Here is a 16,020-nt window from a genome sequence, read left to right as displayed (position 1 = left end):
ACCTGATGTGGTTTAGGATAGACTTTTAAGTGAGTAAAGGTTTGAAATACGTACACATCTTGTGAATAGCATCGATATTACAGTCAGCGAGATGACTAATGTATTCTTCTAAAATGCATGTATAGTCATCATTGACAATGGCATAGATGTTAGAACGCAGGGCACGTAGGATTTTAATTTGAGTATACTTATCTACGTGAATGTCATGTAATTCTAAGACTTGATTAAATTCATTTAATGAGATAGCGGTGAGATAATTGTTCATATGTATGTCTCCTTTTCTTATGCTTCTATATATGTATATGTCAGAAAAGAGGAAATTTCTCACAAAAAATTGAAAAAACTAAAATGTTAGTGTGGACTTACGAGACGAAGGCAAGGTATAGTAAAAACACGTGAGGGAGTAGCAGCCCAAGTGGGGATGAGTCAACATAATGGTTATGAAAGCCTGGTTCATCCATAATTGCAAGACTCATGTTTAGCGCAAGCTATGCATGGGGTGATTCTACATTCTAAGGTATAGCATATGTATGTGCTATACCTTTTTTCTGGAGGAAGATCATGTTTTCATTAGGTTTTATTTTCAATAGTTGTTTAACAGGCGTTGGCTTGGCAATGGACGCTTTTTCAGTAAGTCTTGCGAATGGCCTCAAAAATCCTCGTATGCGTTGGTATCAGCTTTTAAAGATAGCTGGCACTTTTGCCTGGTTCCAGTTTATGATGCCCATGATTGGCTGGTTCTGTGTTCATACTTTAGTGCGTTATTTTAAAGTCTTTGAGAAATTTATTCCTTATATTGCCTTGATTCTCTTGTTGTATATTGGTATCAATATGCTTAAGGAAGGCATGAGTGGGGAAATGAGTGAGGAAGAAGCAGAAATTGATCATTCGACTTTATTGATTCAAGGGATTGCGACTTCTATCGATGCTTTGTCTGTTGGTTTTACAATTGCTTCATATAATGTTTTGATGGCATTTGTGGCATGTGTTTTGATTGCAATTGTTACTCTTGTGATTTGTTTGGTGGGCTTACGTATTGGTATTAAGTTTGGTGAGAAGCTAGCAGAAAAAGCAACAATATTAGGTGGTTGCATCTTAATTTTCATTGGCTTAGAAATCTTTGTGACGGGTGTATTTATGTAAAAAAGACCATGTAGGAGCACATTCCTACATGGTTTGTTTTTATTTTTTGTTTTGTTTTTTCTCCTCAACGAGTTTTAAGATTTCTTTCTTTAATTCTGAAACTAACTGATCTTCAGGAATTTTACGGACAATTTCGCCACCTTTAATAAGCAAGCCTTCACCAACACCACCGGCAATACCAATATCTGCATTTCTTGCTTCACCAGGACCATTGACTGCACAGCCCATGATAGCCACAGTAATATCCTCATGAACGTTTGCCTGTAACCATGGTTCAAGTTCATTGGCAACAGGAAGCATGTTGTATTGAATACGGCCGCATGTTGGACAGCTGACCAGTGTTGGCACACCCCCAAGCAATCCTTCTTCCTTCAATAAGACTTTCGCTACCTGTATTTCTTTGACAGGATCATCACTTAAAGACACACGAATGGTATTACCAATACCTTCATAGAGTAATGTTCCTAATCCAAAAGCACTCTTAATTGTCCCACCTAATGCTGTACCTGCTTCAGTTACGCCAATATGTAAGGGATAGGGAAATGTTTTTGAAGCAAGTTCATAGGCCTTAATTGTCAGTAAAGTATTTGATGATTTCAAAGAAATGACGATATCATGGAAGTCTAAGTCTTCAAGAATCTTGACATGATTCATAGCACTCTCCACCATACCTTCAGGAGTAGGTTTACCATATTTCTTCAAGATTTCTCTTTCTAATGAACCACCATTAACACCAATACGAATAGGAATATGTTTTTCTTTACAAGCTTCAACAACAGCTCTTGTATGTTCAATAGAACCAATATTACCAGGATTAATACGAATCTTATCAATACCTGATGCTATAGCTGTTAAAGCTAAGCGGTAATCAAAATGAATATCGGCAACCATTGGAATATGAACCTTCTTCTTTATTTCACGAATAGCCAAAGCATCTTCCTGATCAAAGATAGCAACACGGATAAGTTCACAACCAGCTTCTTCTAACTCTAATATTTGTTTTACTGTTGCTTCAACATTCTTTGTCTTTGTATTACACATTGACTGAATGACAACATGATCATTACCACCAATTGTCAAATCACCAACATGTACAGATCTTGTTTCATTTCTTAACATATGTCAACCTCATTTCTTTCTTCATTTTATCCATAATGATTCAAGAATTCAATCATATGAACTTAAAGAAAAAAAGCTATTATGTCATAAGACATAATAGCCAAAGAAAAAACTCTCTTGATTAACCAAGAGAGTTGATTTTTTTCTGTAATCTTGACTTCTGGTTAGAAGCATAATTCTTCTTGTGAAGACCTTTAGATACAGAAGAATCTAATTTGCTTGCGCATGAATTATAAGCTTTGATAGCTTCTTCTTTATTACCAGCTTCAACTGCTGCTAAGACTTTCTTGATTTCAGTCTTTAATGCAGATTTAAAAGCAACATTCTTTGCATGTTTCTTATAATCGTTTTTATATCTTTTGATCTGCTGTTTCATGTGTGCCATAGTTCTCACCTCATCCTTTCGTTCATTTGCCCACTCATTCTAACAAAAAGCAATGCTAAATGCAACACTTTTTTTGTTTCTCAAAAGAGCACTCCATTTCTCTTCTTAATTTATTCTTGTTTGTCGCTTCTCATGCCTAAAGGTAAGAGATTCTCGATATGCGCCTTTTTTTAAGCTCTGACTCTATGTATTGTATTGCCTTCAGTTCTAGACATAATGAAGAAAACCAGGTTCACCAAAAGAAAAAAAGATATTTTATGTGAGAAAAATGTCTTTTTCTGGCGAATACATATATAGAGGGCACTTCCTCCGCCTCCGATTTGTGGCGGGAAAGGAGGGCTTTAGATGAGCGTGATCATCTGGATCTGCCGGTGCTTCGTTGAAGCAGTCATTTCGGTGATTGTGGAGAATGCACTTAAGGTCTGTCTCAGGACGATCAAGGCAGTCCGTAAAAGTCGCTCGAGCTAGGCCTCGTTAAAAGCTAGAAAGGACAGGAGGCACAACTCCTGTCCTTTCGCTTTGCTTTAGATAGCGTTCTCGAGAAGAGTATAGCGAAACATGCAGCATAAGTCAATATTTCGAAGATCTCATTTTAAGGATGCGAATATGATAAAGAAGCCCCACAGTGCTAATTTGGCACACTAAAAGAAAAAAAGATATTTTTATGTGAGAAAAATGTCTTTTTCTGGCAAATACATATATAGAGGGCACTTCCTCCGCCTCCGATTTGTGGCGGGAAAGGAGGGCTTTAGATGAGCGTGATCATCTGGATCTGCCGGTGCTTCGTTGAAGCAGTCATTTCGGTGATTGTGGAGAATGCACTTAAGGTCTGTCTCAGGACGATCAAGGCAGTCCGTAAAAATCGCTCGAGCTAGGCCTCGTTAAAAGCTAGAAAGGACAGGAGCCGCAACTCCTGTCCTTTCGCTTTGCTTTAGATAGCGTTCTCGAGAAGAGTATAGCGAAACATGCAGCATAAGTCAATATCACGAAGATTTCATTTTAAGAAACCTAGAATAGAAAATTTAAATTTCAGTTTAGGATATGATGTTAGGAATTAAGGCTTACACTTTACAGTGTGATGAATAGTGGAAGAATATTGAAGAGGCAATGTAAAAGTAAAGGAAGCAAAAAAAATGATGCGTGCCTACCTATCCCAGAAAAAAGTATCCACTAATCATGCTCCAACGAACATGATTAATATATATCCAAATCCATTATCTTGCGACTCTTTTTACTGTTGTATTATTGTTTGAATGTTGAAAGATCAATGCATTTTGAAGTAATACTTAGAGAATATATGATGATGACATAATAATATTAAAATGTTTTGAATTTGATAGGAAAAGGAATGAATTATTGTTGTTTAAGAATCACTATAATATTTTTATGAGATATCGAAAAGACATGGAATATTTACATGTATCATGTATAATGAAGGTAAATGAAAGGAGTTACATTTTTATGTTAGATAACTTTTTAATTCAATTATTCCATGAAGGAAAATGTATGGAAGCATATAAGGTGTTTGGTGCACATCCTGAAGAATATAATGGGGAGAAGGGTGTGCGTTTTACTGTATATGCGCCACATGCAAGAAGCGTCCAGGTTGTCGGGGATTTCAACCTTTGGGATGGTAAACTAGATTATATGGAAAGATATACTGATGGTGGTATTTTCACAAAATTCATTCCTAATGTACAGGAATACCAGGTTTATAAATATCGTATTGAAACATCATCTGGGGCACTTATTGATAAGGCTGACCCATATGCTTTCTTTAGTGAAATGAGACCAGGAACTGGTAGTAAATACTTTGATTTAGCTGGTTATGAATGGATGGATAAGAAATGGATGAAGAATCGTGACAAGAATTTCCATAAACCACTTTCTATCTATGAAGCTAATTTAGGTAGCTGGAAACTTAAGAAAGAATTTACAGATACAGAAGATGGTGAATTCTATTCATATGAAGAACTTATTGACCAAATTATTCCTTATGCAGTTGATCACGGTTTTACCCATCTTGAACTTATGCCATTGAATGAATTCCCATTTGATGGATCATGGGGTTATCAGGCAACAGGTTATTTCTCAGCAACAAGTCGTTATGGACATCCAAAACAGTTAATGGCCTTTATTGATGCGGCTCATGAAGCAGGCCTTGGTATCATTATGGATATGGTTTTGGCTCACTTTGTGAAAGATGGGCATGGCTTACATATGTTTGATGGTGGCTGTGTTTATGAATATGATGATATTAATAGAAGATATTCTGAATGGGATTCTGTTTATTTTGATTGTGGGAAGGAAGAAGTACGTTCGTTCTTAATGTCAGCAGTTGATTTCTGGGCTGATATTTATCATGTTGATGGATTCCGTTTTGATGCTGTCAGCAATATGCTTTACTGGAAGGGAAATAAATTCATCGGTCAGAATGATGGTGCCATTGAATTCTTGAAGCGCCTCAACAGTAATATGGCAGAGAAATTCCCAGCTGTCATGATGATTGCCGAAGATTCAACAGACTTCCCATATGTCACTAAGAGTGTGGCTGATGGTGGTGTTGGCTTTGACTATAAGTGGGATATGGGCTGGATGAATGACACATTGAGATATTTCAAAGAAGATCCAGTTTATCGTCAGTATGATCATAACTTACTCACTTTCTCAATGATGTATTTCTATACAGAAAACTTTATTTTACCATTCTCCCATGATGAAGTTGTTCATTCAAAGGGTACTATTCTTGATAAGATGTGGGGCGATAATGATCAGAAGTTTGCCCAGGTTAAATCACTTTATACATATATGTTCACTCATCCAGGTAAGAAGCTTAATTTCATGGGTAATGAATTAGCTGAATATAAAGAATGGGATGAAAGAAAGGCTCTAGGCTGGGATATTTTGAAATTCCCACAACATGATAGTTTCAATAAATTCTTTAGAGATTTAAATAAACTCTATACGACACATGATGCTTTCTATGATGATTATAATCCTGACTCATTTAAGTGGTTAGTTGTTGATGATAATAGTCAGTCAGTCTTTGCCTATGCGAGAATGAATCCAGATGGAGGATGCTTAGTCTTTGTTGGTAATTTCATTGGTAATCAACATGAAGAATATACTGTCCCTGTACCATTTGCAGGTAGCTATAAGGAAGTCTTGAATACAGATGCAAGTGAATATACAGGTTCTAACTATATTAATAGCCGTGCTATTCGCTCAAAGAAGGGCAAAGTGCTTAATGAAGAAAACTATATTACAGTCAAATTAGCACCATTTGCTTCTTGTGTATTTGAATATCATGGTGATGAAACATTAAATGGCTTACGTAAGGCAAAAGCAGAAGCTGAGGCCAAAGCAAAGAAAGAAGCAGAAGAAAAGGCTAGAAAAGAAGCTGAAGCTAAGGCTAAAGCAGAAACTAAGGCTAAAAAAGCAACAGAAAAGAAAACAACTGTTAAAAAAGATGTGCAAGCCAAAACAAAAAGTGATACAGTGAAGAAGTCTACTAAGGGGGCCCCTGCAAAGAGAACTGCCACAAAGAAGGCTGCAGACAAGGCTGTAAAAAAAGCAAGTAAGACAACAAAAAAATCGACAAATTAACTTAAATTTGGGGGAAAAGTACTAGATGTTTAAAACAAAAGAAGAATTTAAGTATGAGTTCTCAAAAAGAATCATTGAAACATATGGTCGTACAGTAGAAGAATCTCATATTACTGAAAAGTTCATGATTCTTGAAAACATGGTTCGTGATTATGCCTCAGTTAACTGGGCTATGACTAAGATGAGTGTCCAAAAACATGAACAAAAACAGGTTCATTATTTTTCTATGGAATTCTTGATGGGCCGTTTATTAGTCAATAATATGATGAACCTTGGTATTTATGATATTGCTAAGGAAGGGTTAGCTGACTATGGCATTAATATCCATGAACTTGAAGAACTTGAATCAGATGCTGGTTTAGGTAATGGTGGTTTAGGCCGTCTTGCCGCATGTTTTATGGACTCACTTGCTTCATTATCTTATCCTGCTTTTGGACATACTATTCGTTATACATATGGCTTCTTTGAGCAGAAGATTGAAGATGGCTATCAGGTAGAAGTACCAGATCAGTGGTTAAGACTTGGTAATGCCTGGGAAGTACGTAAACCAAAGCATCAGTGTGATGTTAAATTCTTTGGTCACGTTGTATGGAATGGTGAAAAACAGAAATGGGAACATGTTGATGCGGAATTAGTACGTGCAGTCCCATATGATGTCCCAATTGTTGGTGCAGATACAAAAGTAACGAATACATTAAGACTTTGGAAGTCAGAACCAGCTGATGACATCCCAAGAAATAAAGATTTCCGTCAGTATACTCAGGAAGTCAATGATATCACACAGACACTTTATCCAGATGATTCAACACCAGCTGGTAAGATGTTACGTCTTAAACAACAATATTTCTTTGTTGCTGCAGGCTTGAATTCTATTGTGCGTGCACACTTAAGAGTTTATCCAGATTTACATAATTTTGCCCAAAAGAATGTCATTCAGTTAAATGATACACATCCAGTTCTTGTTATTCCGGAATTAATGAGAATCTTGATTGATGATTATGAATTTGAATGGGATGAAGCATGGGAAATTGTTACTCATACTTGCGCTTATACAAACCATACTATCTTAGCTGAAGCCTTAGAAAAATGGCCTATTGAAATGATGAAGAATCTTTTACCACGTATTTATCAGATTATCGAAGAAATTCATCGTCGTTTCATCGGTTATGTAAAGATTGCTTCAAATGGTGATGAACAATTATTAAATCGTGTCATGATCTTACGTGATGGTCAGGTTCATATGGCAAGACTTGCGATTGCTGGTTCATTCTCAGTTAATGGTGTTGCTGCACTTCATACAGATATCTTAAAGAATCGTGAAATGCAGGACTTCGATCGCATTTTCCCAGGTAAGTTCAACAACAAGACTAACGGTGTTACACATCGTCGTTGGTTAGCTTATTGTAATCCACAGTTATCTGATTTATTACATGAAGCAATTGGCGATAGCTGGATTAAACATCCTGATGATTTAGAAAAACTTAAGAAGTTTGCGGATGATTCCATTATTCGCTCAAAGTTCCTCAATGTGAAATATCAGCGTAAAGAAGATCTAGCAAGATATATTAAGGAACATAATGGTATTGAAGTAGATGTTAATTCGATCTTTGATATTCAGGTTAAGAGATTACATGCTTATAAGCGTCAGTTATTAAATATTATGCATGTAATTTACTTATATCAGCGCATGAAGGAAGATCCAAGTTTCAGAATCTATCCACATACATATATCTTTGGGGCTAAGGCAGCACCATCATACTACTTTGCAAAGAAAGTTATTAAGCTCATCAATGCAGTAGCCGATGTTGTCAACAATGATCCAGTGACAAACCAGTATCTCAAGGTTGTCTTCATTGAAAACTATGGTGTTACAATTGCCGAACATATTATTCCTGCTGCTGATGTCTCTGAACAGATTTCCACAGCCGGTAAAGAAGCATCAGGTACTTCTAATATGAAATTCATGATGAATGGTGCAATTACACTTGGTACATTGGATGGTGCCAATGTTGAAATTGCAGAACGTGTTGGTGATGAAAACTGTGTGATCTTTGGTATGAAGGTTGAAGATATTAATAAGCTTAAAGCTGATAATAGTTATCATGCTTGGGATTACTATAATAATGACTTTAGAATCAAGAAGGTTGTTGATTCTTTAACTGATGGTACATTTGCATCAAGTCGTGAAGAATTTAAACTTATCTTTGATGAATTAATGAGTCATAATGATGAATATTATCTCTTGGCAGACTTCGATAGCTATGTCAAGGCACAGGAAAAGATTAATGCGCTCTATCAAGATCGCGAAAACTGGGCTAAGATGTGCATTATGAATATCGCTATGAGTGGCTATTTCTCAAGTGATCGTACAATCGAAGACTATGTTAAAGATATTTGGCACTTAGAAAGGGTAGCAAATAAGTAATGGATTTCACAAATGAACCTATCACGATAGTTGATGAATCAGGTGCAGAGAAAGAAGTAAGTTTGATTTTCTCTTATACTGATGAAGAAACAGGACGTGAATATATGTTATTTGGTGATGATGGTGAAGATGATGTCAATGTATTTGTATTCTATCGCGATCCAGATACACCAGAAGATGAACTTGAAGAAATTGAAACAGATGAAGAGTACGAACGTGTTACAGAAGTACTTGACGCCTTGCTTAGTAATCAAGACATTTAATTGAAAAGACCTGCCAAGCAGGTCTTTTCATGCATTCATGTTGTATCTTAAATAAATTATGTTAGAATAGAAAAATGTGAAAGGGGCGTTTTTGAATGCAGAGACAATCAATTAGAATGTATGCCGAGGCGATTGCCTTTGATGTCGTTAAGGTCTACCTTTCTAAAGGTTACTACAATGGAATTTCACCAAAGTTTTATATAAAAGATACACTTACTACCGAACAAAAGCTGCTTCATGGTGACATGGGTGAGGAAGAAAATGGCTTTAATACCTATTTGCTTCATGCATCCGTAATCCTTGGAAGAAGTTATGTCATTTCTGATGCTTATGGACTGACTTGTTATGTGGACTTCTCACCTATTGCTTTGACAAAAGAGTTTGATGAACTCTTTTATTATGATGGGGATGATTTAGGAGCCCACTATACACCTGGGGTAACGACATTTAAGGTCTGGTCACCACTCTCTACAGAAGTAACATTGAAAGTCTTTCGTAATGGGACAACACTCTTTTTCCCAATGAAAAGAGAAGATAAGGGGGTCTATAGTGCGAAAGTCTTTAAGGACTTAGATAACTGGCAATATCTATATGAAATAAAGATGAATGAGGATTCAGTAGAAAGCTGTGATCCCTATGCCTATGCCTCAACAGCCAATATGGCTTCATCCGTTGTTATTGATCTCAATAAAGTAAAGCCAAAGAAATATTCTTTAAAGCCAGTAGAACATTATACCGATGCCATCATCTATGAAGTTGGGGTACGTGATTTCTCAATGGATGGATATGGTGGATTGCGCCATAAAGGGAAGTTCCTTGCTTTTTCAGAAACAGGCAATAAGACGGTTATGGGCTATTCAACTGGTGTTGACTATCTCGAAAAGCTTGGCGTGACACATGTTCAGCTTATGCCAATTAATGACTTTGCGACTGTTGATGAAGATCACCCTTATGATCTCTATAACTGGGGTTATGATCCAGCCCAGTATAATGTCACTGAAGGCAGCTATGTCACATTGCCAAATGATGGTTATCGCCGTATCCGTGAATGCCAGGAAATGATTGATAATCTTCATCGTCATCGTATGCGTGTTATCATTGATGTCGTTTATAATCATATGCATGATGTCAATAAGAATACATTGGAAAAGACATGTCCCTATTATTTCTTTAGAAGGGATGAAAATGGCAATCTCTCCAATGGTTCATGGTGTGGCAATGACTTGAATAGTAAAGGCAGAATGTGTCGTAAATATATTCTTGATACTTTAAAACGCTGGCAAGTATTATATGGTGCTGATGGCTTTAGAATGGACTTGATGGGGATTGTAGATATAGAAACTGTCAACATGATTCTAGCTCAAGGTAAGAAGATTGACCCTAGCTTCATGCTTTATGGTGAAGGCTGGAATATGGGTACAGCCATACCCGAAAATGAACGCACAACAATTGAAAACAATCACCAGACACCTGGGGTAGGTTTCTTTAATGATCATTTTAGAGACACACTTCGTGGCAATAACCAGATTGAAACAAAGGGATATGTATCTGGAGATACCTATAAGACAAATGAAGCGATTATTTGTATGGCAGATTATCAGAAGTTCTATTCGATTGAACAGAATCTTAATTATATTGAATGTCATGATAATGCGACAATGTATGATAAGATTAATGTTTCTAATGTCGAAGAAAATGATCTTTGTAAGGAAAGACGTTGTCTTATGGGGGTTGGCATGACGATATTTGCCCAGGGTATTCCTTTCTTGCATGCTGGTCAGGAATTCTTTGATACGAAGCAGGGCAATAATAATTCCTATAATGCCGGTGACATGGTGAACCAGTTAGACTGGGGCCGTCGTGATCGCTATATTGAAGTAACAGAGGATGTTGCTTTGTTTATTAAATTAAGAAAGAATAATAAGTGCTTTAGAATGTTTGATTATGATGATATGCGTGCACATCTTGAAATCAATAATCTTAATCATCGTATGATTGAATATCATTTATGGCAGGATGAAGGGGAATATCGTGATTTCCGTATTTATTTCAATCCTTCTTATGACAAGATTGATGTAGAAATTGATGATGATTATAAAGTGCTCTATTGTATGGAAAATGAAAGAATTGTCAATCATCATATGACTGTTACAGGTGTATCAATGGTGATTTGTGCAAGATGAGGATAGTATGAAATTAATTGTTGGATTAGGTAATCCAGGAAAGAAGTATGATCAAACAAGACATAATACTGGATTCATGGTTATTGATGCTCTAGCAAAAAGACTTAATGTATCCGTTGATAATAAGAAATTTGATGGCCTTTATACGAAGTTGAAATATCAAGGAGAAGACATCATTCTCTTGAAACCTCAAACTTATATGAATGAATCAGGTCTATCAGTTAGTCAGGTGATGAAATATTTCAAGGTGGATAGCGATGATGTCATGGTTGTTTATGATGACATGGATATGCCGACAGGAAAATTACGTATTCGCCTGAAAGGTTCAGCAGGTGGTCATAATGGCATCAAGAGTCTGATTGCCCATATGCATACACAGGAATTTAAACGTATCCGTGTGGGCATTGATAAGATGAAGCATTATGATACTGTAGATTGGGTACTCGGACACTTCTCGATACCTGAAATGCAGCTCTTATTGCCCGGTATTGATAAGGCAGTAGATGCTATTGTATGCTGGATTGAGACGGATGATATGAATAAAGTCATGAATCAGTATAATGGGTGATGAAATGGAAAAAATTGTAGAAATATTAAAAAATAACCCTGCCGTTAAGACAATACTTAAGGGCAAAGGTCAAATTGTCACAAATGAAGCTAGTGATGAGGCTTATCTCATCGCTAGTGCTTTTTTGCTTCAGCCACGGACAATGATTATTGTCAAAGAATCACAATATCAGGCTATGCAGCTTTATACAAGCTTGCAGAATATGATTAATGATGTCGTTTATTTTCCAAGTGATGAATCATTGCGTGTTGAAGCTGTTGCTTATTCTTATGAATTGCTTGGTGAGCGTGTGAATGCATTAAATGCTTTATGTGAGAATAAACCTGTTATTGTTGTTGCACATACACATTCTGTTATTCGCTATGTCAGCTCTCCCGAAGTGTTTAAAGAAAACAAGCTCGCCTTACATGTCGGACAGGTCATTGAACCTAGTATGCTAAGAAAACAGCTGATATCTATGGGCTATCAGGTCACACAGCGTGTTGATACACCATTCTATATGAGTAAGCGTGGGGGTGTTATTGATGTCTATTCTATTCAATATGAATCACCAATTCGTATTGAATTCTTTGATGATGAAATTGATACCATTTCCTTCTATGACAAAGATACACAAAGACGTAGTGATAATGTCAAAGAAGTAGAAATATTACCGGCTACAGATATGCTTTATCGCAATGAAGAAGTTGATCAGGTTGTTGAGGCTATCAAAGCTCTAAAGGCCAAAAGTTCGCTTGAAGGCGAACAGAAAGAAGAGCTTGATGAGAATATTGAAATGGATATTCAATCGCTTTATGCTCGTGAATTCAGTCCACGTAGCTACCAGTATCTTTCACTTTTTAGCTCAACAGGTTCCTTGTTGGATTATGCACCGGATTGTCTTCTTATCACAGCTAGCTATGAAGGCATCAACAATCAATATAAACGCTTTGCCGAAGAGTCTTTCTACTATTTCCATGAACTTGAAGAAATCGGTGAAATGGTTAAAGGGCTTAAGCTCTATCATGATGTTGTAGCGTTGCTGAAGAAGCATCAGATCGACTTAATCAGCTTTAAAAGCAAAGAAAACCAGGTTCTATTTAATGCCCGACCAGTTCAGATTTCCTTAGTGAATTCCAAGACCTTCATCTCCCAGCTTAAAGACTATCTGACTTATGATAAAGTCCTTTTAGCCTTAAGTGAAAAGCACCATGTTGACAGCATGGTGAATATGTTTGATGAATTAGGAATGAAATATACGCTTGTCTCTGTTGATGATCAAATATATGAAGGTATTAATATCTGTCTTGCAAACTTGCCTGAAGGTATGGAGTTTGTCGATGAGAGAGTTGCTGTATTAACTTCAAACGAACTCTTTAAGAGTGCAACGCATAAGAAGCGCTATATTAAATATAAAAATGCCACAATTATAAAAGACTATAATGAATTGAATATTGGTGACTATGTTGTTCATGATGTTAATGGTATTGGTCAGTATATGGGTATTAAGACTCTTGAAGTAGGTGGTGTGCATAAGGACTATCTTTATATTGCCTATAAGGGAAATGATGTCCTCTATGTTCCTGTTGAAAACTTCCAGCTTATTAGAAAATATTCATCAAAAGATGGTAAAGTTCCTAGAATTAACGAACTCAATAGCACAAAGTGGCAAAAGGAAAAAGCCCGTGTTAGACAGAAAGTCGATGGCTTAGCTGATGATTTAATCGCTCTATATGCCGAAAGAATGAAACAGCCAGGTTTTGCCTTTGAACCAGATAGCGCGATGCAGCTCGAATTTGAAGAACAGTTTGGCTATAGCTTAACACCTGACCAGCAGCGTTCCGTTGATGAAATTAAGGCGGACATGGAGAAACCACGTCCAATGGACCGATTACTTTGTGGTGATGTTGGCTTTGGTAAGACGGAAGTGGCTTTACGTGCTTGTATGAAAGCTATCTTAAGTGGCAAACAATGTGCATTTTTATGCCCAACGACAATTCTTTCGCAACAACACTATCATACAATGAGCAAGCGATTTGAGAATTTCCCTGTTGAAATACGTTTATTGAATCGTTTTACAACAACGAAAGAGAAAAAAGCCATTCTGAAAGAACTTAAAGAAGGTAAAGTGGATCTTATTGTAGGAACACACCGTTTGCTTTCAAAGGATGTTGTCTATAAGGATTTAGGCTTACTTTGTATTGATGAAGAACAGCGTTTTGGTGTACGCCAGAAAGAGAAAATCAAAGAATATCGTAAGACAATTGATGTGCTTACACTGACTGCTACGCCAATTCCTCGAACACTGCAAATGAGCTTAATGGGTGTGCGTGGTCTTAGTCAGATTGAAACACCACCAATGAATAGACTGCCAGTGCAGACATATGTGGCTGAAATGAATCCACCATTAGTCAGACAAGTCATTGAACGTGAATTAGCCCGTGGGGGACAGGTCTTCTATCTTCATAATCGTACAGAGAATATTATGGAGACGGCTGCGATGATTCAAAACATGTTGCCAAATGCTAGAATAGGTATTGGTCATGGACAAATGAAAAAAGAAGAGCTTGAAGATGTTATGAATGACTTTGTGGAACATCATTATGATATTCTCGTCTGTACAACAATTATTGAAACAGGTATTGATATTCCTAATGCGAATACCATCATTGTTGAAGATGCAGATCGCTTTGGCTTAGCTCAGCTCTATCAGATTAAAGGACGTGTTGGCCGTTCAGAACGCTTAGCCTATGCCTATTTACTTTATCGTAAAAACAGACAGCTCAATGAAGAAGCTACAAAGCGTCTTAAAGCCATTAAAGACTTCACTCAGCTTGGTTCTGGTTATAAGATTGCTATGCGAGACTTATCCATCCGTGGGGCTGGTGATATCTTAGGTGGAGAACAGGCTGGCTTTATTGATACAGTTGGTTTCGATATGTATATGAAGATCTTGCAGGATGCAATTAAAGAAAAACAAGGCAAGAAAGATGAAGAAAGCGATGTTGTGCCAGTTAAGAATATCAAGGTTAATGGCTATATTCCTGAAGACTATGTCGAAAGTGATATGGAAAAACTTGAACTCTATCAAAGAGTCTATCATGCGAATAAGATGACTGAGCTTAATGCGGTAGAAAAAGAACTTGTCGATCTCTATGGCAAACTGCCACATGAAGTTGAGAATATTGTTGTGAAGCGTCGTTTTGAAATCCTTTGTCACAACAAGAATATTGATGAAGTCAAAGAAGATCCAAAGGGCCTTACAATGCGTTTCACTCAGGAATTCTCAGAACATACTGATGGTGAAAAGCTCTTTGAAATTGCCAACAAGCTCTTTACAAAACCACAATTCAAATATGCTGATAAAGAAATCTCTCTTTATGTCAAGAGTGCTCCTGATTATATCAATCAAGCCACATCATTCTTACAGACAGTACTGACTATGCATGCGTAAAAAAGATCTTTACGTAATTATAAGGTCCAAATGAGAATATAAAATTGTTTTAAACTGTGGGGAATCATTTGATTCCCCAGTTTTTGTGTATGCATAATTTCTGCTTTTCACCATTCTTCCTTAATAGTTATAGGAGACTCAACAATGAATTTATAAATTTATTCTTCGTAAAAATGTAATTTTCAGCAGTCTCTATTGTAGATTGTTTGTAGTATTAATTATGACTTTATCAAGTGATGAAGAGTACTTTATATAATAATTGACAATATTTAAAACAGTATGGTACACTACCATTGAAAGAAAGCGCTTTCTGTCTGTTTGAAAGGAGGATTATTTTATAAAAGGTGCCAAGCTTATAATTGCTATAATTATATTGATAAATATTATAGGTTGTAAGGATACAAATTATATAAATCAAAATTGAAAGATATTTCTAAATGGTTGTCGAAAAAGAAATTTTCTGTTTATTCTTTTGCATTAAGTTTTGGTGTAGATTTTGTCTATTATTATTTCAAATGTATCTTAGGTCTATAAATTGAGCCTAGGGGGGTGCGGACAAATTCTTGGACCCGGAATGACGGGGAGGAATAAAAATGTCATTTACTGAGGAAGAGAAAAAGAAAGCACTTCAATTGTATGATGAGACAGGATCGATTGCTAAGGTAATACATAATCTTGGATATCCAAGCAGGCAGAATATGTATACTTGGATAAAAAATCGAAATATTGAAAAGAAACACAAGGAATATAGTTTTACTAATTCACCAAACCATAGGATTCATCCATCGCTGGAAACAAAACTTGAAATACTTCACCGTTGCTTTGAAGAAGGAGAAGACATAAAATCAATATCAGAAGAATACGGATATTCAAGGACAAGTATTTATAGTTGGAG

The 16,020-nt window shown here is 36.4% G+C and carries 11 protein-coding genes; 8 read left to right on the top strand and 3 right to left on the bottom strand.

All coding sequences use genetic code 11. The annotated features are described in order from the left end of the window. Positions 1 to 25: 25 nt before the first annotated feature. Positions 26 to 265, bottom strand: a complete 240-nt coding sequence (locus FYJ79_RS07865; RefSeq protein WP_154516480.1) for a hypothetical protein — start codon at positions 263 to 265, stop codon at positions 26 to 28. Positions 266 to 561: 296 nt separating this feature from the next. Between FYJ79_RS07865 and FYJ79_RS07860 the strand changes: the two genes are divergently transcribed. Next, positions 562 to 1,143 carry a manganese efflux pump MntP gene (locus FYJ79_RS07860; protein ID WP_154516477.1) on the top strand — a complete coding sequence of 194 codons (582 nt, stop codon included), beginning with the start codon at positions 562 to 564 and terminating at the stop codon, positions 1,141 to 1,143. Between the two features lie 39 nt (positions 1,144 to 1,182). Here FYJ79_RS07860 and ispG read toward each other — a convergent pair whose 3' ends face one another. Both ispG and rpsT read right to left on the bottom strand, forming a co-directional pair. After that, positions 1,183 to 2,262, bottom strand: a complete 1,080-nt coding sequence (gene ispG, locus FYJ79_RS07855) for a flavodoxin-dependent (E)-4-hydroxy-3-methylbut-2-enyl-diphosphate synthase (RefSeq protein WP_154516474.1) — start codon at positions 2,260 to 2,262, stop codon at positions 1,183 to 1,185. A 121-nt stretch (positions 2,263 to 2,383) separates the two neighbouring features. After that, the gene (gene rpsT / locus FYJ79_RS07850) at positions 2,384 to 2,647 is read right to left on the bottom strand and encodes a 30S ribosomal protein S20 (RefSeq protein WP_033162830.1); all 264 of its coding nucleotides are present in this window, start codon (positions 2,645 to 2,647) and stop codon (positions 2,384 to 2,386) included. Between the two features lie 1,461 nt (positions 2,648 to 4,108). On the opposite strand from rpsT, the gene glgB reads away from it, so the two are divergent. The 7 genes from glgB to FYJ79_RS07815 all read left to right on the top strand — a co-directional run. Then, on the top strand, positions 4,109 to 6,253 hold the full coding sequence (glgB, locus tag FYJ79_RS07845; protein WP_154516471.1) for a 1,4-alpha-glucan branching protein GlgB: 2,145 nt from the start codon (positions 4,109 to 4,111) through the stop codon (positions 6,251 to 6,253). Positions 6,254 to 6,278: 25 nt separating this feature from the next. Then, positions 6,279 to 8,678 (top strand): glycogen/starch/alpha-glucan phosphorylase, encoded by a 2,400-nt coding sequence (locus FYJ79_RS07840; protein WP_154516468.1) that lies wholly within the window; start codon positions 6,279 to 6,281, stop codon positions 8,676 to 8,678. Further along, a complete protein-coding gene (locus FYJ79_RS07835) occupies positions 8,678 to 8,941 on the top strand; it encodes a DUF1292 domain-containing protein (protein ID WP_154516465.1) in 264 nt (87 codons plus the stop codon). The genes FYJ79_RS07840 and FYJ79_RS07835 overlap by 1 nt, the downstream gene beginning before the upstream one ends. Positions 8,942 to 9,036: 95 nt before the next feature. Next, a complete protein-coding gene (pulA, locus tag FYJ79_RS07830; RefSeq protein ID WP_154516462.1) occupies positions 9,037 to 11,124 on the top strand; it encodes a type I pullulanase in 2,088 nt (695 codons plus the stop codon). Between the two features lie 7 nt (positions 11,125 to 11,131). Beyond that, positions 11,132 to 11,692: an aminoacyl-tRNA hydrolase gene (gene pth / locus FYJ79_RS07825; protein ID WP_154516459.1), complete on the top strand. Its 561-nt coding sequence runs from the start codon at positions 11,132 to 11,134 to the stop codon at positions 11,690 to 11,692. Between the two features lie 4 nt (positions 11,693 to 11,696). Further along, a complete protein-coding gene (gene mfd, locus FYJ79_RS07820) occupies positions 11,697 to 15,125 on the top strand; it encodes a transcription-repair coupling factor (RefSeq protein ID WP_154516456.1) in 3,429 nt (1,142 codons plus the stop codon). A 593-nt stretch (positions 15,126 to 15,718) separates the two neighbouring features. After that, the coding region (locus tag FYJ79_RS07815; protein WP_195837042.1) for a helix-turn-helix domain-containing protein at positions 15,719 to 16,020 on the top strand (302 nt) is incomplete at its 3' end.

It is taken from the genome of Sharpea porci (assembly GCF_009695655.1).
Taxonomy (GTDB): Bacteria; Bacillota_I; Bacilli_A; order Erysipelotrichales; family Coprobacillaceae; genus Sharpea; species Sharpea porci.
The sequence above is the reverse complement of the archived record's forward strand: the minus strand, read 5'-3'. Positions and strand labels throughout refer to the sequence as shown.

Bases quoted from the DNA above. Each gene is read 5' to 3' on its own strand.
- glgB (WP_154516471.1), top strand. From the start codon at position 4,109: ATGTTAGATAACTTTTTAATTCAATTATTCCATGAAGGAAAATGTATG.
- rpsT (WP_033162830.1), bottom strand. From the start codon at position 2,647: ATGGCACACATGAAACAGCAGATCAAAAGATATAAAAACGATTATAAG.
- mfd (WP_154516456.1), top strand. From the start codon at position 11,697: ATGGAAAAAATTGTAGAAATATTAAAAAATAACCCTGCCGTTAAGACA.
- pulA (WP_154516462.1), top strand. From the start codon at position 9,037: ATGCAGAGACAATCAATTAGAATGTATGCCGAGGCGATTGCCTTTGAT.
- FYJ79_RS07835 (WP_154516465.1), top strand. From the start codon at position 8,678: ATGGATTTCACAAATGAACCTATCACGATAGTTGATGAATCAGGTGCA.
- pth (WP_154516459.1), top strand. From the start codon at position 11,132: ATGAAATTAATTGTTGGATTAGGTAATCCAGGAAAGAAGTATGATCAA.
- FYJ79_RS07840 (WP_154516468.1), top strand. From the start codon at position 6,279: ATGTTTAAAACAAAAGAAGAATTTAAGTATGAGTTCTCAAAAAGAATC.
- ispG (WP_154516474.1), bottom strand. From the start codon at position 2,262: ATGTTAAGAAATGAAACAAGATCTGTACATGTTGGTGATTTGACAATT.
- FYJ79_RS07860 (WP_154516477.1), top strand. From the start codon at position 562: ATGTTTTCATTAGGTTTTATTTTCAATAGTTGTTTAACAGGCGTTGGC.
- FYJ79_RS07865 (WP_154516480.1), bottom strand. From the start codon at position 265: ATGAACAATTATCTCACCGCTATCTCATTAAATGAATTTAATCAAGTC.